At 67.4% G+C, this 17,062-nt stretch carries 16 protein-coding genes; 9 read left to right on the plus strand and 7 right to left on the minus strand.

Annotated elements, in window-relative coordinates; genetic code table 11:
- Positions 1-46 precede the first annotated feature (46 nt).
- The 6 genes from AU197_RS03045 to eccD all read left to right on the plus strand — a co-directional run bounded on the left by AU197_RS03045 (position 47) and on the right by eccD (position 5,405).
- A complete protein-coding gene (locus AU197_RS03045; RefSeq protein ID WP_064401019.1) occupies positions 47-340 on the plus strand; it encodes a PE family protein in 294 nt (97 codons plus the stop codon).
- Between the two features lie 46 nt (positions 341-386).
- A complete protein-coding gene (locus AU197_RS03050) occupies positions 387-1,685 on the plus strand; it encodes a PPE family protein (protein WP_064401021.1) in 1,299 nt (432 codons plus the stop codon).
- A gap of 85 nt (positions 1,686-1,770) precedes the next feature.
- Complete coding sequence (locus AU197_RS03055; RefSeq protein ID WP_064348547.1) at positions 1,771-2,070, plus strand: WXG100 family type VII secretion target; 300 nt, start codon at positions 1,771-1,773, stop codon at positions 2,068-2,070.
- Between the two features lie 28 nt (positions 2,071-2,098).
- Positions 2,099-2,398, plus strand: coding sequence for a WXG100 family type VII secretion target (locus tag AU197_RS03060; protein ID WP_064401023.1), 300 nt, complete (start codon positions 2,099-2,101; stop codon positions 2,396-2,398).
- 89 nt (positions 2,399-2,487) lie between these two features.
- Positions 2,488-3,882 carry a MinD/ParA family ATP-binding protein gene (locus AU197_RS03065; protein ID WP_064401025.1) on the plus strand — a complete coding sequence of 465 codons (1,395 nt, stop codon included), beginning with the start codon at positions 2,488-2,490 and terminating at the stop codon, positions 3,880-3,882.
- Entirely contained in the window at positions 3,879-5,405 is a 1,527-nt protein-coding gene (gene eccD, locus AU197_RS03070; protein WP_064401028.1) for a type VII secretion integral membrane protein EccD, read from the plus strand. The genes AU197_RS03065 and eccD overlap by 4 nt, the downstream gene beginning before the upstream one ends.
- Before the next feature lie 10 nt (positions 5,406-5,415).
- Here the strand turns inward: eccD and AU197_RS26750 are convergent, their stop codons facing one another.
- From AU197_RS26750 to AU197_RS03090, 4 genes are all read right to left on the minus strand, one after another.
- Positions 5,416-7,443, minus strand: a complete 2,028-nt coding sequence (locus AU197_RS26750) for a serine/threonine-protein kinase (protein WP_064401030.1) — start codon at positions 7,441-7,443, stop codon at positions 5,416-5,418.
- 72 nt (positions 7,444-7,515) lie between these two features.
- Positions 7,516-8,700, minus strand: a complete 1,185-nt coding sequence (locus AU197_RS03080; RefSeq protein ID WP_064401032.1) for a DUF7373 family lipoprotein — start codon at positions 8,698-8,700, stop codon at positions 7,516-7,518.
- Positions 8,701-8,856: 156 nt separating this feature from the next.
- A complete protein-coding gene (locus tag AU197_RS03085; protein WP_197415447.1) occupies positions 8,857-9,588 on the minus strand; it encodes a sensor domain-containing protein in 732 nt (243 codons plus the stop codon).
- A 28-nt stretch (positions 9,589-9,616) separates the two neighbouring features.
- Entirely contained in the window at positions 9,617-10,798 is a 1,182-nt protein-coding gene (locus AU197_RS03090) for a sensor domain-containing protein (RefSeq protein ID WP_064401037.1), read from the minus strand.
- A 281-nt stretch (positions 10,799-11,079) separates the two neighbouring features.
- Between AU197_RS03090 and AU197_RS03095 the strand changes: the two genes are divergently transcribed.
- The gene (locus AU197_RS03095) at positions 11,080-12,246 is read left to right on the plus strand and encodes an FHA domain-containing protein (RefSeq protein WP_064401038.1); all 1,167 of its coding nucleotides are present in this window, start codon (positions 11,080-11,082) and stop codon (positions 12,244-12,246) included.
- A gap of 90 nt (positions 12,247-12,336) precedes the next feature.
- On the plus strand, positions 12,337-13,815 hold the full coding sequence (locus tag AU197_RS03100) for a neutral zinc metallopeptidase (RefSeq protein WP_064401040.1): 1,479 nt from the start codon (positions 12,337-12,339) through the stop codon (positions 13,813-13,815).
- A 12-nt stretch (positions 13,816-13,827) separates the two neighbouring features.
- Here the strand turns inward: AU197_RS03100 and AU197_RS03105 are convergent, their stop codons facing one another.
- From AU197_RS03105 to AU197_RS03115, 3 genes are all read right to left on the minus strand, one after another.
- Complete coding sequence (locus tag AU197_RS03105) at positions 13,828-14,640, minus strand: DUF427 domain-containing protein (RefSeq protein ID WP_064401041.1); 813 nt, start codon at positions 14,638-14,640, stop codon at positions 13,828-13,830.
- 30 nt (positions 14,641-14,670) lie between these two features.
- The gene (locus AU197_RS03110; protein ID WP_064401042.1) at positions 14,671-16,053 is read right to left on the minus strand and encodes an acyl-CoA dehydrogenase family protein; all 1,383 of its coding nucleotides are present in this window, start codon (positions 16,051-16,053) and stop codon (positions 14,671-14,673) included.
- A gap of 104 nt (positions 16,054-16,157) precedes the next feature.
- On the minus strand, positions 16,158-16,457 hold the full coding sequence (locus tag AU197_RS03115) for a hypothetical protein (RefSeq protein WP_064401044.1): 300 nt from the start codon (positions 16,455-16,457) through the stop codon (positions 16,158-16,160).
- A 271-nt stretch (positions 16,458-16,728) separates the two neighbouring features.
- Here AU197_RS03115 and AU197_RS03120 point away from each other — a divergent pair, with 271 nt between their 5' ends.
- Complete coding sequence (locus AU197_RS03120) at positions 16,729-17,037, plus strand: hypothetical protein (RefSeq protein WP_064401045.1); 309 nt, start codon at positions 16,729-16,731, stop codon at positions 17,035-17,037.
- Positions 17,038-17,062 lie beyond the last annotated feature (25 nt).

Genomic DNA, 17,062 nt, shown 5'->3' on the forward strand with positions numbered 1-17,062 from the left:
ACAAGTTCATACGCATTGAATTCATGACCGACGAGGAGATCTGCAAATGGAACCGTTGATGCACAATCCCGGTGCCGTGGGAGTCGGGGCACAAGTGGTGGCTAACGGCACCCGAGGCCTAGCGGCGGGCACGACGGCGGGTGCCGCGGTCACCGCGCTGGTGCCGGCCGGCGCCGACGAGGTCTCGGCGCAGGCAGCGGTCGCGTTCGCGGCCGAGGGCGTGGAAACGCTGGCAATGAACACGTTCGCCCAGGAAGAACTGGCGCGAATGGGAGCGGCCGTCATCGAGAGCGCCGGAATCTACACCGCCGTCGACGGCGCGAACGCTGCCACGTTCTGATCGCGGCAGCCACCCGATATTCGACTGACCAGGGAAGACCGAGACGATGTTCTGGCATGCCATGCCGCCAGAATTCAACACCGCGCGGCTGATGGCCGGCGCCGGAGCGGCGCCCATGCTGCAGGCCGCCGCCGGGTGGGAGGCGTTGGCGATCTCGCTGGAGACGCAGGCCGACGAATTGGCGGCGAGCCTGGTTTCCCTGACCTCGGTATGGAGCGGCGCGGCCAGCGAACGGGTCGTGGCCGCCACGATGCCGATGGTCGCGTGGCTGCGGACCGTGTCCGCCCAGGCCCAGAAGCGCGCGCTGCAGGCGACCGCGCAGGCCAACTCCTACAGCCTCGCGATGGCCACCACGCCGCCGCTTGCCGAGATCGAGCAGAACCACATCACCCACGCGGTGCTCGAGGCCACCAACTTCCTCGGCGTCAACACGGTCCCGATCGGCATCAACGAGTTCGACTACTTCGTCAGGATGTGGAACCAAGCGGCCGGGGCGATGGACGTCTACCAGGCCGAGACCGCCCTGAACCTGCTCTTCGAACCGATCATGCCGCCGAAGCCGATCGTCATTCCCGGTGTGGCCGCGGCAGGCGCGGCCGTCGCGGTCGGGCACGCGGCGGCGTCGGCGCCGATGACCGCCATGCGTAACGCCGTGATCACCCAGGTGGGTGTGCAGGCCTCGATGCAGTCGGCGGTGCTGCAGGGCGGACGCGCGACCGCGCAGATCGGCATGTCGGCCCAGCAGGCCCAGGGCCAGGTGCGCAAATCCGAGAACCTCGCCCAGCGGGCGGCGAGCCCCGATCAGATGACACAGCAGGGCATGCAGATGGGCGTGCAGATGGCGTCGCAGCTGGGCTCGACGCTGGCGCAGGTGCCGCAGCAGGGCATGCAGATGGTCATGCAGCCGGTGCAGCAGATGACCCAGCCGTTGCAGCAGGTCACGTCGCTGTTCACCCAGCTCGGAAGCAATTTGGGCAGCGAGAAGATGCAGGTGGGTCTGGTCGGGGCCAGCCCGCTGTCGAATCATCCACTCGCGGGCGGTTCCGGTGCTGCCTCCGGCGCCGGCCTCGTGCGCGCGGCGTCGCTGCCCGGTGCCGGCGGGACGATGGCCCGAACCCCGTTGATGGCCGAACTCATCGGCCAGCCGACCGCGGCGTCCGGCGGCGCGGGCGGCGCGGCAGGCGGAAGCGGCGCGGGTCTCGCGCCGGTCGGCGCAGGCGGTGGCGGTACCGGACCGATGGGACACATGGGCCAGCGGGCAAGCAGCGGTGGCAGCAGGAACGGGTTGACGGCGCCGCGGGTCCTACCCCAGGACCTCGGCGAGGACGAGGACGACGACTGGTGATCGTCCACCAAGACTTCCCGGTCACCCGACCGGAAAGACTCGCCATCGATGGTGAGGACAGAGGAAGAGAGAAAGAGTATCCAGCATGGCAATGAATACCGACGTTGCTGTCCTCGCCAAGGAGGCAGCGAATTTCGACCGGATCAGCGGGGAACTGCAGGCCGTGATCCGCTACGTCGAGGCGACGACCGGCTCTCTGCATGTCCAGATGCAGGGCGACGCCGGTGGGGCAGCCCAAAAAGCTCTGATGCGTTTCCAGGAAGCGGCCGCTCGTCAGGTTCAGACGCTGACCGACATCTCGGCCAACATCCACACCGCCGGCGTGCAGTATGCCGCGACCGATGACGACGGGGCAGCCTCGCTGTCCACGGCGATGCAGTTCTGACCCTACTGACGCGAACGGAGTACATGACATGACTGAAAAGGTTTACAACTACGCGGGGATCGACGGTTCGTCATCCGAGTTGAGCGCCGCGGTCGCGCAGACCGAAAATCTGCTCGTGGAGGGCAAGGGCTCGCTCACCGCACTCGCGGCCGTTTGGGGTGGCGCCAGTTCCGAGGCTTACCAGGCCGTCCAAATGCGTTGGGACACCGCTTCGATGGAGCTCAACGCCGCACTCAAGAACCTCGCCGCCACCATCCAGGAGGCCGGCGGCACCGGCGGAACCATGTTCCAGGCCGACAGGCTCATCGAGAGCTCGTTCGGCGGATAACGCTGCACGCGGGTGGGCAAGCTCGTCCCTCGGGGGGTCTTGCCCACCTCGTGCGTACGCACTCATTGACTACAGAAGAAGAGGTACCCATGTCGGCAGACTATGACCGGCTTTTCCACTCCGCGGGAGACGCTGTCCAAACAGCCGACGACGACGTAGTGGATCGCGACGACGCCACCGGATCGACGCCGTCCGGACCGGCACCCGCAGCGACACCTACGCCTCCCGCACACTCTCGCGTCGAGATGACGGGGCCCACGATGCCCGTCGCGCAGACCAAGGTGCAAGCGCCGCCGGCGCAGCAGAACGAGATCACCACGCAGATGCCGGCTGCCCGCTCGACAACGCCGCCGCCACAACCGAATTCGATGATGAGGGTGCCGATGGCTGGCGCACCGGCGGGCGCACGGTTCGAAGCGCCACGCTCGGCGCCACCACAGATGCCGCGGCCCGCGACCGCCCCTGCACCCAGCCAGCATTTCGCGGAGCCCCAAGCCGAGACGAGCGGCGGCTTCGTCGCGCCGGCTCAGACGTCGGCGGCCACCATCGGCAATCACCGCGCGATCGACGCCCTCTCCCACGTGGGGGTCAAGTCAGCGGTGAAGATGCCGTCACAGCGGGGCTGGCGGCACCTGCTCTATCTGCTGACGCGCATCAATCTCGGCCTGTCGCCCGACGAGCTCTACGAGATGGAGCTGCACAGCCGAATAAGGCGCAACGCCAGGGATTCCTACCAGATCGGCATCTTCGGCCTCAAGGGTGGCGTCGGCAAGACCGCCGTGACCGTCGCCCTCGGTTCGGCGATGAGCAAGGTGCGCGGTGACCGGATTCTGGCCGTTGACGCCGATCCCGACGGCGGCAACCTCGCCGACCGTGCCGGACGACAGTCTGCGGCCACCGTGGCGGATCTTCTCTCCGACAAGGATCTGGCGCGCTACAACGACATTCGCGCCTACACCAGCATGAACGCCGCGAACCTCGAGGTGCTCTCGAGCGAGGAGTACAGCGGGGCGCGCCGCGAGTTCAACGACGAGGACTGGAAGGGCGTGACCAACATCGTGTCGCGCTACTACAACCTCGTCCTCGCCGACTGCGGCGCCGGCCTGTTTCAGCCCGCCGCCCGCGGTGTCTTGTCGACGGTCTCGGGGTTGGTCATCGTCGCGAGCGCCTCGATCGACGGTGCGCGGCAGGCTGCGATGACCATGGACTGGTTGCGGCAGAACGGATACCAGGATCTGCTGAGCCGGTCGTGCGTGGTGATCAACCACACCGTGCCGGGTAAGCCGAACATCGATGTCGAAGACCTTGTCGCGCAGTTCGAGCGCCATGTCCCACCGGGGCGGGTCGTCGTGTTGCCCTACGACAAGCACATCGCGGCTGGCACCGAGATCCAACTGGAACTGCTGGGCAAGACGTTCCGTCGGCGCACCATCGAGTTGGCCGCCGCCCTGTCCGACGACTTCGACAGGCTCGAACGTCGGTGACGTCCACGGCCGCAGCAACATCCGCGTCGGGCGTCACGCCGGGGCGGCCGTCGACCACTCGGATCACAATCCTGACCGGCCGCCGGATGACCGATCTGGTGCTGCCCGCGGCGGCGCCGATCGAGACCTACATCGACGAGACGGTAGCTGTGTTGGCCGACCTTCTCGAGGACACTCCGAAGGATGTGCTCGCCGGGTTCGACTTCAAGGCGCAGGGGGTGTGGGCGTTCGCGCGGCCCGGCGCTCCGCCGTTGAAGTTCAACGAATCCCTGGACGACGCCGGGGTTGTCGACGGCTCGCTGCTGACGTTGGTCTCGGTCAGCCGCACCGAGCGATACCGGCCGCTCGTCGAGGACGTGATCGACGCGATCGCTGTGCTGGACGAGTCGCCGGGGTTCGACCGGTCGGCACTGAACCGCTTTGTCGGAGTGGCGGTTCCGCTCGTATCGATTGTCATGGCAGTGATGGTGCTGCTGGCGTGGTCGCGCGCCGGACACGACTGGTGGTGGGCGGTGGCCCTCGGCGTGCTGGGGTTGGGTCTGCTCGGCGGCAGCGCGCTGGCGACCAACCGGTACCGCAACATCGATCTGGCCGAGAGCCTGCTGATTGCGGCGATGCCCGCCCTTGCGGGGGCGGTGGCCCTGGCGGTGCCGTTACCGCGCGGCGCCGCCGGACTCGGTGCGCCGCAGATCGCGGGCGCCGCCGCGGTGGTGTTGTTGCTGACGCTGGCCACCCGGGGTGGGCCGCGCCGACGGGCGGAGTTGGCGTCGTTCTTGGCGGTCACGTCGATCGCGGCCACGGGGGCGGCGATCGCGTTCGGCTACGGCTGGCAACACTGGGTGCCCGCGGGAGCGATCGCATTCGGCTTGATCGTGGTCACCAACGCGGCGAAACTGACTGTCGCGGTTGCCCGTATCGCGTTGCCGCCGATACCGGCACCGGGCGAAACCGTGTCCAACGACGAACTGCTCGACCCGGTCGCGACGGCCGCCAGCGATGAGGAGTCGCCGACCTGGCAGGCCATCATCGCCTCGGTACCGGACTCCGCGGCACGGTTGCACGAACGCAGCCAGCTGGCCAAGCGGCTGTTGATCGGGTTCCTCGCGGCGGGGGCGCTCGTGCTGTCGGTCGGCGCGATCACCGTGGTGGTGCAGGGCCACTTCTTCGTGCACAGCATGATCGTCGCGGGACTGATCGCGGTGATCTGCGGCTTCCGATCCCGGCTGTACGCCGAAAGATGGTGCGCCTGGGCGTTGTTGACGGCCGTCGTGGCCATTCCGACCGGCGTCATGGTTCGTCTGTGCCTCTGGCATCCGGACAAGTCGTGGCTGGTCCTGGCCGTCTATACGCTTGCAGCGATCGTCGCGTTGACTGTCGTCGGCGCCACGGCGGGCGTGCGCCGGATCTCCCCGGTCACGAAACGCGTCCTCGAATTGCTTGACGGCGCAGCGATCGCCACCGTGATTCCGATGCTGCTGTGGATCGCCGGCGTGTACGACCTGTTGCGCAATCTGCGCTTCTAGGAGTGCGAGATCATCGCACTTCGCGGGACAGTCCCGGTGCGAAGTTGGCGTCGAGATACCGACTTGCGAGGTAACCCCCGGCGCCGGTGAGCGCGGCGATTTTGTCCGCTTCGTCGACAACGACCATCTTTCCTTGATAGCCGAGGAAAGGTCTTGGCAAGCCGTCGAATCCGCCTCCCCCGGCCCGGCTGTCGGTGCGGATCACCACGAGTACGTCGGTTTCGATGCGATAGACACCGGTCGGGTCGGGCATCGGCCGCGTGTCGCCTGTGTCGGTGCCGGCGCGGACAAGCTCCTGGCTGTAACGCAGTCCCAGCGCTTCGAGGTAGTCGGCGGCCGTGGACGGGGTCAGTATCTCCGAAACGCCGGTATCCGAATTGATGACTGCTGCGACGGATTTACCGATCCACGATGGGTTCTGATTCTTCAGATCGTCCTGTTGCGAACGAACATCGCTGATGAGTTCCTTGGCCTTCGTCTCATAGCCGAGGATCTCGCCGATCCAGGTCAGCCGGTTCTGCCACGTCCATTGTTCGGGCGCTTGATCTTTCGGCCTGGTCACGGTCGGCGCGATGGCGGCGAGTTTGTCGTAGGTGGCCTGGTCGATGGGGCCGGTGGCAATGATGGCGTCGGGCTGGGCGTCAGCGACCGCGGCGGTGTTGGTGAATCCGGTCAGCACAGTTGGATCGCCGGTGAGCGCCGACTTCTCCCAACTCGGCAGCACACTGGTCGAAGAGCCGATCACCACGGGTTGCACCCCTAGGGACAGCACCGCATCGCCGTCACCGGGGCTCACCGCTGCCACCCGTTGCGGACGAGCGGTGAGCTCGGTAGCACCGTATTGGTGTGTGAATGTCTGTGCCTGATAGGCCGGTTCGTCCGGTCCTCGATCCCACAGCATCACGCCGGCGACGCTTGCGACGACGACCAACACCGCGACACCGGCGGCGATGAGGGCGCGTTTCCGGCGGCGACCGAATCGGCCGATTCCGATGGAGCCGGGCTGTGCGGTAACTGCCGGGGGTGGGCTCTGGGGGGGCGCCCAACCGCTCGGATAGGTGATCGCATCCGAAGCGCGCGGCGGCCCGCCGGGCGCCAGGTACGCCGGCGGCGGACCGGTCGGTTGCCCGGCGGTGGGTAGCGGTGGTGACCACTCGGCCGGCGGACGCGCAGGGGCAGGTGTGGCCCTCAACTGCACGGTTGTGTCGTCGAGAGCCGCGGCGGCGGCAGCAGCGAGATCGGTGGCGCTTTGGTAGCGGTGGTTCGGGTTCTTGGCCATCGCTTTGGCGATGACCGCGTCAATCGCCGGCGGTGCGTGGGGTATCCGGTCGGTGACCCTTGGGGGAGGCGCCGACAGATGGCCGGCTACGGTCGCTCCCACGTCGGCGCCCGGGCGGGCGAACGGGGTTTGACCGGTGAGCATCGTGTAGAGGCTGCAACCCAGGGCATAGATGTCGGCGCGGTGGTCGGCGGGTTCGCCGGTGAGTGTTTCAGGCGCGGCGTAGGCGATTGAGGCCATCACCATCCCCGTCTGCGTCAGCCCGGCCGCCTCATCACTACGCTTGGCTATCCCGAAGTCCGCCAGGAAGATTCGCTTGTCATTAGCTGCCAGCAGAAAGTTAGCAGGCTTGACGTCACGGTGAAGTAAGCCGCGCTGATGGGCGTAGTCGAGCGCGTCGGCGACCGCCGCAGTGATGCGCAGCGCGCGCGCCGGCGTCATACGTCCGGCCTTCAGCTCGCGGTGCGCATCGCTGCCATCGACGTACTGCATGGCGATCCACAGGTGTCCATCGGGGGTTTCGCCCCGGTTGTAGACCGACACGATGTGGGGGTGATCCAGCGTTGCGGCCAAGTCAGCCTCGCGAAGGAACCGGTTGCGAAAGTGCTTGTCGAGAGACAAGTCTGACGACAACACCTTGAGTGCGTCTGAGCGTGGCAGGGTGGGGTGGGCGGCACGATATACCGTGCCCATACCACCCCTGCCGAGAACCGCTTCGATACGGTAACCGGCCACTACCGAGCCCACGCCGAGCGCCATCTGTATCGTTCCCTCGCTATGTTCCGGTCAGCGTATCCTCCGACCGCGGACCGGTCGGTGGAGCCGGCCGGCTCACGGGGCCGTCAGCATGACGTATTGCGCGGCGGTCAGCTGATGAGCATCGGTCAACTGCGGCGAGGCCGCTTCGATGACATACCGGTCGGTGGCGGCGAAGCACACGACGTAGGCGCCCAGCGGCTCCTCGCGCCTTATGCAGGGCGAATCGGGCATATTCGGTACGGATGCAACCGCCTGGCCGGTCGAGTCCGTCAACTCGGTCGCGAACTGCTCGAGCATTTCGGCAGCGGATTGCTCATCGCGAACGCGGTACACCGACGCTCTACCCTTGGACCACACATCCATATCCGTGTCGGCGAACAATTCCGCCGAAGCCTGCGGGAACGTCTGGAAGTGCGTAGCGGCGCGCGGCCCGAACGTCTGATTCGTCACGGCAGGCGGATTGTCTCTGGTCTCCTGGACGGTGCGCGCCAGCATTTCGCTCTCGTCCACCGGGAGATTGGCGAGTTCCGATACTGCGGTGGGTGTGAACGCGTCTATCGCTGTGATCTGCTGATCCAGCGTCTTGGCGACCATGTCGGCGGTGGGGCCCGCCCCGTCAGGGGTTTCCGCGGACTGGACGAGCACGAACGGCCCGTGCGCCGTATAGGCGCTGACGGTGGTTTCCATCAGGTCGGAACCGACCTGGCGGAGTTGGAAAGCGGAGGCGCGGGTTCCTGGGTGATTGCGCACGGAGACGGGTTGTGCTTGGGGCACGTAGTCCAAGAGGCCGGGCTGCAATGCGATATCGCCGAACTCAGCGGCCGCGGCCGCGGCTGCCTGGGGATCGGGGAAGCGCAGCACGGCATTGACCAGGCTCGCGCCATCGTCCTCCGTGCGCCGGGCCGAGGAGAAACCCGTGACGAAGTTGTGCTTGCCCGCGGCCATTGCGGACTCCTCGAAGAGAAGCATCCTGAGCGCCGCGGAGTCCTTCAAAATCGCGGTCGGCATGACATAGTGCGCGAGTTCGGAATCGACCTCCCACGGCCCGACGACGTGTTCGGCCATCCGCCCGGCCTCGATCAGCCCGCCCTTCGCCGGATTGCCTGCGACGCCCATGGGCGGGGCGGGCTGCGTGGCGTAATTGCCGGTGTCGAGCAAAGCCACGTCAACCGAGGCCAGCGATTGATCCCCCGCTGGCCGCTGCGCCGTTCCGTCCACCACTGCGGTGCACGCTGTGGTGATCAGGAGCGCGGTCACCAGGCCCGCGCCTACGGCGCGTGGCGACCGATGCGTCCAGAGCGCTCTGGAGGTGACGCTGGATGTGCCCGCTGAGGGTCGATGCGGGAAGAACCTCATAAGCCGTACATTAGCGGCACACGTGCGATACGACGTGCTCGATCGCGTCAGCGAACCCTACGGCACTTTGGCCAGTATGCGATCGGCGAGCGTGTTGGCCGGGGCCGTGCTGTCACCGTCGGTGCAGACGACGACATCGACCAGCACGTTGGCCCGGTGTGCGACCACGTGGTGACAGTTGCGTGGCAGCCCGTCGCGCTGGAAGGTCGTGCCGATGCGGTCGGGCCCGGTGGTGACCGGATAGGGCACCCAACGCTGGACGTTGTCGGGGCCGAGTTCGATGAAGAAGATGTCGCCGTCGGGGCAGTTGCGCCATTCGTGTTCGATGATCCACATCGCCTCACCCTGACCCGTGATGTCGGCGCGGTTTTCGAAGACGGCCACCACCTGTGTGACCGCCTGTCCCTGTGTACCGCGATTGGCGTTGCCCACCACGGTCGGCTTCTTCGCCCAGACCCCGGTCTCGCCGGCCAACGCGCGCGATCGGCACGCCCACGGCTCGATGTCCACGTTCGACCGCTGCGCCTGGGTGTACGCCTGCGTTTCAACGAGATCGGTGTCGCCGATGATGGCACCGAGTTCGCTGCGCTTGAGCAGCAAGTCGGCCCCCGCTGCCGTCGGCACCAACGTCGGTGTCGGCGCGGCGGCAGTCGTCGAGGGGGTTGCCGGCGCCGATTGTGTTGTCGGCACGGGGCTTTCGGCCCGGCCGGCGTCACCGTCGACGGTAGCCGAGCACCCGGCCAGAATCACGACCGCACACACGGCCACACCGGCGTGGAGGTATCTCACTGCTGCGTTCCCTTCAGTGCCGGGGCGGCTATGGCGCCGGGGCGATCTTGTCCGCGATCGCTCGTGCGATCGAGAGTCCCGCGCTGCCGACGGTTGGCGAGCACGCACGTACATCGACGACGACGTTGCCCCGCACGGTCATATCGCGTTCGCACTGCTGACCGGCGGTCTTGGAGGTCGTGGGAATGATCATCACCGACAGGATGTCGCCGGTGAAGGCCGGGGCGCCGATATCGGCCTCGGTGACGCCGCCGTACTCGTACCTGATGTGCTCGGATTTACAGACATTCCACGCGACACCCTGTGCGACGTAGAACTCCTTGGCCGCGGTCGTATCGCGGAACGAGACGACGGCCTGCACCACCTTGTGCGTCGGGTCTGCGTTGATGCCCTGCACGGCCACGCCGGTGAAACCCGATCCGCGGTAGGTGACCTCGTATGCGGGACCCCATGCCCCGGTGCAACGTTCAGGCGTGGCGGAGCCGGGCAGCAGTTGGTGTACTACGGGCCCGGCTGCCATGCCGGGGGCGTTCATCCGCTCACTGATCTGCTCAGGGGGCAGGAGCAGTCCGGGCAGCGCTTCCACGGCGAGGACCGGCCCGGGTGGCGGTGGAGGCGGCGCAGCGGGCGGCTGCGACGGCGCGGCGGTCGGGGTGGCAGGCACGGTGGTGGTGGGACCAGCGGGCACCTGCGCCGGGCTGGTCGGAGGACCGTCGTCGGAGGAGCTGTCGTTGCCGCCGCTGACCGCGACGAGCGCGATGACCAGCACGACGACGAGGGCTGCGGCACCGCCGACGACCCACCAGCGGTGCTTCGAAATCCTCTCTGCCAGCGTGGGTTTCACCACCGGATTGATGGCCGGCGGGCGCTGAAAACCGGCGGGTCCGGGTGTCGGCTGTTGGTAGGGCGGGGCGAACCCGCCCGGTCCGGGCTGGTGCGGTGGCGTCGCCCAAGGCGTAAGACCGGCCGGGGCCGGCGGAACCGGCGGGGGACCGCCCGGCGCGGGGGCGGACGACGGGGGTCGTTGCTGCTGCGAACGGAGGAATTGCGCTGCGTCCAAGGTGGTTTCCTCATGGAAGCCGCGCGGCCTCGCCGGCGTGGGCCGGGTGGCCTCCTCCTCCGGCAGCGCATCCGCCGGCGGGTTCTGACCGATCGGCCAGTCCGTCGTCTCCTCACCGCGCGGCCCATCACTCGGGTCGTTCGCGTTCATATCCGCCCCTCACCATTCGGTGTTCTGCGCCCACTACGTCGGTCGGTCCACACGGGCTGGGCCAACCCAAAAATCATCGCATGAACCATCGCACCGCCAGTGCAGAAATTCTCCGGGCAGGGTGCGCACTGCGCAGAATGGCGCGTTCAGCAGCGTGAACAGCGGGATACGATGGGCGAACATCGTTGCTGGATTCGCAGCGAAACCATAGCGTCGAGGCGTCAAATAATCGCATTGGCGTCCTTTCGCCGACCACCCCAGCGGGCTTGCGAGGAGGGTTCATGGATGAGGGAAGGCCGACGCTCCCCGGCGCGACGACCGGAGAGTTGCCCTCTCTGGTGATCACGGTCGCCGGCAGCGACTACACCGCGCACCCCGGCGATGGAGCGGTCACCATCGGGCGTGAATTACCCGCGCAGATCCGCGTCAGCGAGCCGGGGATCTCCCGCACGCACGTGCGCATCGAGCCCGCCGGCGACCAGTGGAACCTCGTCGACTGCGGTAGCAGGAACGGCACCTATGTCGGAGGGCGGCGCGTCGATTCCGTCGTCCTCGACCGCGAGGTCTCCGCGTATCTGGGCAACCCCGAAGGCATCCTGGTACGGGTGCGCCCCCGGCCGCTCACGGCAGTCGGAGGGACCGAGACGTTCGGAGGCCCGCCGCCCGACGAGCAGGCACGCGAGAACGCGGACGTCACCGAGAGCGCCGCGCACGACCCGGCCGACGATCCCGGTGACCAACCCGATCCCGACATCGCGCGCGCGGGGGCCGCGGTGGCGGCGCGGCGTGAGGAACTCGGGCTGTCTCAACGCAAACTCACCGACGACCACGTCATCAGCCAGAGCGTGCTGGTCAAGTTCGAGCGCGGCAGGCACTGGCCGCGCGAACGCACTCGCACCAAGATCGAGGAGTACTTGCATTGGGCGCCGGGGACACTCGCGCGGATCAGGGCGGGGGAGCCGGTTCCCGAGGAAGAGTCCACCGAGGCGATCACGCCGACCGTCCAGGTGGCGATCGCCATCGACGCCGCCGACATCGCGCTGCGCGGAATCTATGCGCGCGCCGCGCTGCTGCCCATGGGTGAGGACCCGCGTTTCGCCGGTGAAGCGGCCGCCCTGCTGGCTGAACTGCGCCGCCTGGAGACGTCGCTGACCAACGCCGCGCGGACCGCCACCGGCAGGCCCGAGCTGGCGATCACGCTGGGCGAGGTCCGGCAGGCGTACGCCGATCTCATGCGGCGAGCGGCGGCCGCCCCGACGGCGACGCTGGGCCAGCGGCTCTACGTAGCTCGCCACCAGCGCCAGCTGACGGTGCAGGAAACCGCCAATGCCGCCGGCGTATCGGCCTCGGACGTCACCAATGCGGAGGCCGAAGTCGCGGTGCCCGACCCGGCCGCGGCGACCCTGCAGCGGTTCGTCGACATGCTCGAGCGGCCCGAGGCGCGGTGACGAGGCGCCGGCCGCGCAAATTGGTGTCCGGAGCCCCCTTCCAGCGCCGTTAGCATCAGATCAACAAGGCTGCAGGCCGAAAGGGAGGGCATGAGGGTTACCGGTGAAGCGCGGCGCGGTCGCCGTAGGTGGTTGCCGGCCGCGGTATTGGCCGCAGTCAGCGCCGTGGTGCTCTCCGGCTGCTCGGAGGTGAAGGGGCAGGCGGTGTCGAGCCTGTACAACCCGAACACCGTGGGCGGGCTGACCGTCGCCGACGGCCCGAGCGGCCTGCGGCCCGATGCAGGCGAGCCCACCGGTGAGGTTCGCTACAGCGATGGCGGACCCGTGGACCGGATGGCGCTGTTGGCGGTCAACGATCTGGTCGAGTACTGGGAGAAGCACTACAGCGAGGCGCTGGAGGGGACGTTCGAACCGGTCGAGAACCTCGCCTCCTACGACTCCGAGGACCCGCTCGGCCCGGTGTTGTGCGGTCAGATCCTCTACGAGTCACCCAACGCGTTCTTCTGTCCCCGCAGCGACCTGATCGCTTGGGACCGCGGCGTTTTGGTGCCGATCGGCCAGAAGTTCTTCGGCGACATGTCGGTTGCGGCGCTGATCGCGCACGAGTACGGCCACGCAGTGCAGAACATGGCGGGCCTGGTCGACCGCACGGTCCCCACCATCGTTCGCGAACAGCAGGCCGACTGCTTCGCCGGCAGCTACACCCGCTGGGTCGCCGAGGGATCGTCGCCGCGCTTCGAGATGAACACGGGCGACGGCCTGAACAGGGTGCTCGCAGGCGTCATCACCATCCGCGACCCGATCCTGACACCCGAGGATGCCGAGATGGTCGAAGGCGGACACGGCACCGCGTTGGATCGGGTCAGCGCATTCCAGACGGGATTCGTCGATGGTGTGTCGGCCTGCGCGGCAATCGATTTGGACTCGATCGAGCAGAGCAGGGCCGGCCTGCCGATCATCCTCGACGTCGACGACAGCGGAGCGCTGCAGACCGGGGAGGCTCCCCTCGACGAGGGTCTGATCAAGACGGTGGTCGAGGCTCTCAACCTGCAGTTCAAGCCCGCGCAGCCGCCCACGTTGTCGATGCAGCCGGCGCAGTCGTGTGTGGACGCCAAGGTGACCGAACCGGCGTCGTATTGCCCTGCCACCAACACCATTTCGGTGGACCTGCCGAAATTGCAGGCATTGGGCACTCAGGCAGATACCGAGGAGGGCGTGCTCGTCCAGGGCGACAACACCGCGATCTCGGTGCTCACCTCTCGCTATGTGCTCGCCCTGCAACACCAGCGGCAGGCCAACCTTGACTCGGCTGCGTCGGCCTTGAGGACCGCCTGCCTGACCGGAGTGGCGCAGCACGGGATGATCTCCGAGATCGAGCTGCCGTCGGGTGCCACCATCGTGTTGACCGCGGGTGACCTCGACGAGGCGGTCGCCGGGCTGTTGAACAACGGCTTGGCGGCCAGCGACGTCAACGGCAACACCGTCATGGCCGGCTTCACCCGCATCATGGCCTTCCGGTCGGGTCTGACCAAGCCCGACGCCGACGCCTGCTATACCCGCTTCCCGTGAATCGCTCGGCGCTCAACTCCACTGAGTTGTGGGACGTTCCCGGCGCACACCGTCGACGGTGACGTCGACGCGCTCGTCGAAAAAGCAGATGCGGTCGCGGACGCGTTCGCCGTCGGGCAGCGGATCGCGGTACGTCCACGCGACGTCGCGCCTCCCGTCGGGCACCGAGAAGTATGACGCCCGGCCCTTGTACGCGCAGTAGGAGATGGTGTCGCTGTCGACGAGGTCGGCGACGACGTCTTCGCGCGGCAGGTAGTACCGCACCGGCAGATGCGTCTCGAACAGCAGCAGCGGACGCTGAGAATCCGCGAGTAGGCGACCGTCCGATTCGATGCGGACGTGGCGGCTGCTTTTCAGGATGTCGATGCGGTGATACGGGTCGTGCGGATGGCTGACGATCGGCTCGTCTTCTTCGTGCCATTCGAAGGCGCCGAAGTCCAGCACCGCGTAGTCGACGAGGTCGGGGTCCTCGGGCTGGAAGGCCGCTGCGGGTGCCGTTTCCTCGCCGGCGATGATGTCGAACTCGGCGCCGGGACACGAATGGGCGCCGAACGGAACCGTCGGATCGAGCACCGCGCGGTCGACGCCGGGACGATCCGCGTCGTCGTCGCCGGATTCGGCGCCCGCGGGCACCAATTGCCCGGCGAGGTCGGCGACGGGAACCGCATACGTCGGCAGGATGCGGCGCGGCTCCCACACCAGCACCGCGGCACAGGTGTCGACGAGCGGTTCACCGCCCAGGGCCACCCGGATCCGCTTCGGTGTCGGCTCGTACCGCAGTGCATCGAGGCTTCCGCGGAGCAGGTCGGCCATCCGAACGGCCATCGCGCACCTCTTGTCAGCTTTATCCGCGATTCATTTGCGAGGCGGGCGCAAGACCTTCATCGCCATGCGCATTATCGGGGCGGGTACCCGGTCCTTGGCGTTGAGCGCGGCGTCGGCGGCGCGTCCACGCAGGGGTGTGCCACGGCCGAACATCTTGTTGAACGGGCCGCCGGTGGGTTCCAGGTCGAAGTGCAGCGGCGGCTTCCCGTCGGCGGCGCCGAGCGCATTTGCGATCACGACCCGCTGAATCTCGCTGGTGCCCTCGAAGATGGTGTACAGCTTGGCATCCCGATACCACTTCTCGACCGGATGGTCCTTGATGTAGCCCCAGCCGCCCATCGTCTGAATAGCGCGTTCGGTCGCACGGACCGCGACCTCGCTGGCCGCCAGCTTGGACATCGAGCCCTCGCCGCGTTCGAACGGAACGCCGCCGGCGGCCATCCATGACGCGCGCCAGGTGAGCAGGCGAGCGCCGTCGAGCGAGGTCGCCAGTTCGGCGAGTGGGAACGCGATGCCCTGGTTGTCGATGATGGGGGCGCCGAACGCCTCTCGCCGGTTGGCGTACTCCGTCGCATATTCCAATGCGGCCCGGGCGATTCCGAGCGCCTGGGCGGCGACCATCGGCCGGGTCTGCTCGAAGGTGCCGAGCGTCGCCGAGCCCGAGTGCTTGGCGCCTTCGACGGCTTCGCGAGCCTTGGCCAGCTTGTAGTCGAGTTTTTCCTGGCCGCCGAGCAGGTTCTCGCCGGGGATGCGCACGCTGTTGAACTTCAACTCCGCGGTGTGGGAGGCGCGGCAGCCGAGCTTGTCGAGCTTGCGGACCATTTCCAGACCCGGGGTGCCGCCGGGGACGATGAACAGCGCCTGGCCCTTGTGTCCGAGTTCCTGGTCGACGACGGCGTTGACCACGTGCACGTTGGCGATGCCGCCGTTGCCGATCCACATCTTGTGGCCGTCGATGATCCAGTCGTCGCCGTCGCGGCGGGCCGTGGTGCGCAGGTTGCGCACATCGCTGCCGCCCTCGGGTTCGGAGATCGCCAGCGCCGCCAGCTTGAGATCGCCCGGGGTGCCGAAGCATTCGGGCGCCCACTGCAGCATCTGCTCGGGTGAGGCGGCCTGGCCGATGGCCGACAGCGCGAGCGCCGGCATGACCACGGCAAGGCCGATGCCCGCGCATCCCCAGAACAGCTCCTCCATGAACATCGGCAGGGAAAGCCCGGTCGGGTCGCCGATGAGGTCGCGATAGAACAGCGGACTGTAGAAGCCGCGGGCGGCGGCCTCCTCGAGAACCGGCCAGGGGAACTCCTGGCGTTGGTCGTACTCAAGAGCCACGGGACGGACGCACTGCTCGGCGAACTCATGGGTCCGCCGCGCCAGGTCGTGCTGCGCCTCGGTGGGCGTCAGGTCGAAGGCCACGACAGTGTGTTAGCCAGGTCCGCACGTTCCGAAACACTTGTTCGCTGAAATGGACGGCCCCCGGATGCCAGGGGGTGCATCCGGGGGCCTGTCCTGCGGGGTAGTTACTTGACGTCTATGTAGATCGTCTTGTTGATCACCCGGGTGTTGCGGTCACCGCCGACGCCCAGGCTGTCGGTCTGGGTGTAGGTCTGACCGGGGCGCACCGCCACCACCGACGCCTTGTCCAGCGGGGCGTTACCGATGCGGTTCACGATCACGTGGTAGCCCTGCGATTCCAGCTCGCTGATGGTCTGCTGCGCGTTCCCGGGTCCGGACGGTGCGGCCGCGACGGGCGAGGCCAGTCCGATCAGGGCGGCGGCAAAGGCGCTAGCGGCGACGGTAGCGATACCAAACTTCTTCATTTCGGAGCCTTCTTCTTTTGTCTGTTTCGTATCCGAGCCGTGGCATGTGTCGCGGTTCGTAGCTGCAGCTGATCTTGGAAACCCCGTGGTCAGAGGATTTAATTCCGATGGCAGAAATTGATTGCCGGATGGCAGGAATCGTGCCGCGGGACGGCCGATCGCCGATGTTCGGGGACCCGAATCGGCCCGCCGGTGACCCGTGTGGGCGCAGCTGCGCGGCCGGACGACGGTTCGGCTCCAGCCACCCCGTCTTCGAACGTATGATCGAACAATGGGCGAGCTGAAAGGCATCGGGTACAACGGGCAACCCGTTCAGCAAGCCTTCCGGCGGGTCGATCCGCCGATCGCCGTGCTCGTCGACCTGGCCGCGGTCTTTCCCCGCGAGCCGCACGCCGTCGGCGGTTACAACCCGGCCGGTCTGCAGATGCATGCGGTGGTCGAAGGGCGGCTCACCTGCTGGGGATTGTGCGAGCAGGGCTATTGGTGGGGGTGGGTCACCTATGAGATCGCCTATGGCGCGCGCCGAAAACCCGTCACGCACTGGATCCCCGCCTGGACGCTCAAGCCCAAGGCGCCGTAGCGGCCGCCTCGAGGGGCAACGCATC

Origin of the sequence: Mycobacterium sp. IS-1590 (assembly GCF_001500025.1) — a bacterium.
Lineage (GTDB): Bacteria > Actinomycetota > Actinomycetes > Mycobacteriales > Mycobacteriaceae > Mycobacterium.

What these genes read in the sequence shown, in the direction of transcription:
- AU197_RS26750 (WP_064401030.1), bottom strand. Translation starts at nt 7,443, where the DNA reads ATGGCGCTCGGCGTGGGCTCGGTAGTGGCCGGTTACCGTATCGAAGCG.
- AU197_RS03050 (WP_064401021.1), top strand. Translation starts at nt 387, where the DNA reads ATGTTCTGGCATGCCATGCCGCCAGAATTCAACACCGCGCGGCTGATG.
- AU197_RS03095 (WP_064401038.1), top strand. Translation starts at nt 11,080, where the DNA reads ATGGATGAGGGAAGGCCGACGCTCCCCGGCGCGACGACCGGAGAGTTG.
- AU197_RS03065 (WP_064401025.1), top strand. Translation starts at nt 2,488, where the DNA reads ATGTCGGCAGACTATGACCGGCTTTTCCACTCCGCGGGAGACGCTGTC.
- AU197_RS03100 (WP_064401040.1), top strand. Translation starts at nt 12,337, where the DNA reads ATGAGGGTTACCGGTGAAGCGCGGCGCGGTCGCCGTAGGTGGTTGCCG.
- AU197_RS03045 (WP_064401019.1), top strand. Translation starts at nt 47, where the DNA reads ATGGAACCGTTGATGCACAATCCCGGTGCCGTGGGAGTCGGGGCACAA.
- AU197_RS03060 (WP_064401023.1), top strand. Translation starts at nt 2,099, where the DNA reads ATGACTGAAAAGGTTTACAACTACGCGGGGATCGACGGTTCGTCATCC.
- AU197_RS03115 (WP_064401044.1), bottom strand. Translation starts at nt 16,457, where the DNA reads ATGAAGAAGTTTGGTATCGCTACCGTCGCCGCTAGCGCCTTTGCCGCC.
- AU197_RS03090 (WP_064401037.1), bottom strand. Translation starts at nt 10,798, where the DNA reads ATGAACGCGAACGACCCGAGTGATGGGCCGCGCGGTGAGGAGACGACG.
- AU197_RS03105 (WP_064401041.1), bottom strand. Translation starts at nt 14,640, where the DNA reads ATGGCCGTTCGGATGGCCGACCTGCTCCGCGGAAGCCTCGATGCACTG.
- AU197_RS03055 (WP_064348547.1), top strand. Translation starts at nt 1,771, where the DNA reads ATGGCAATGAATACCGACGTTGCTGTCCTCGCCAAGGAGGCAGCGAAT.
- AU197_RS03120 (WP_064401045.1), top strand. Translation starts at nt 16,729, where the DNA reads ATGGGCGAGCTGAAAGGCATCGGGTACAACGGGCAACCCGTTCAGCAA.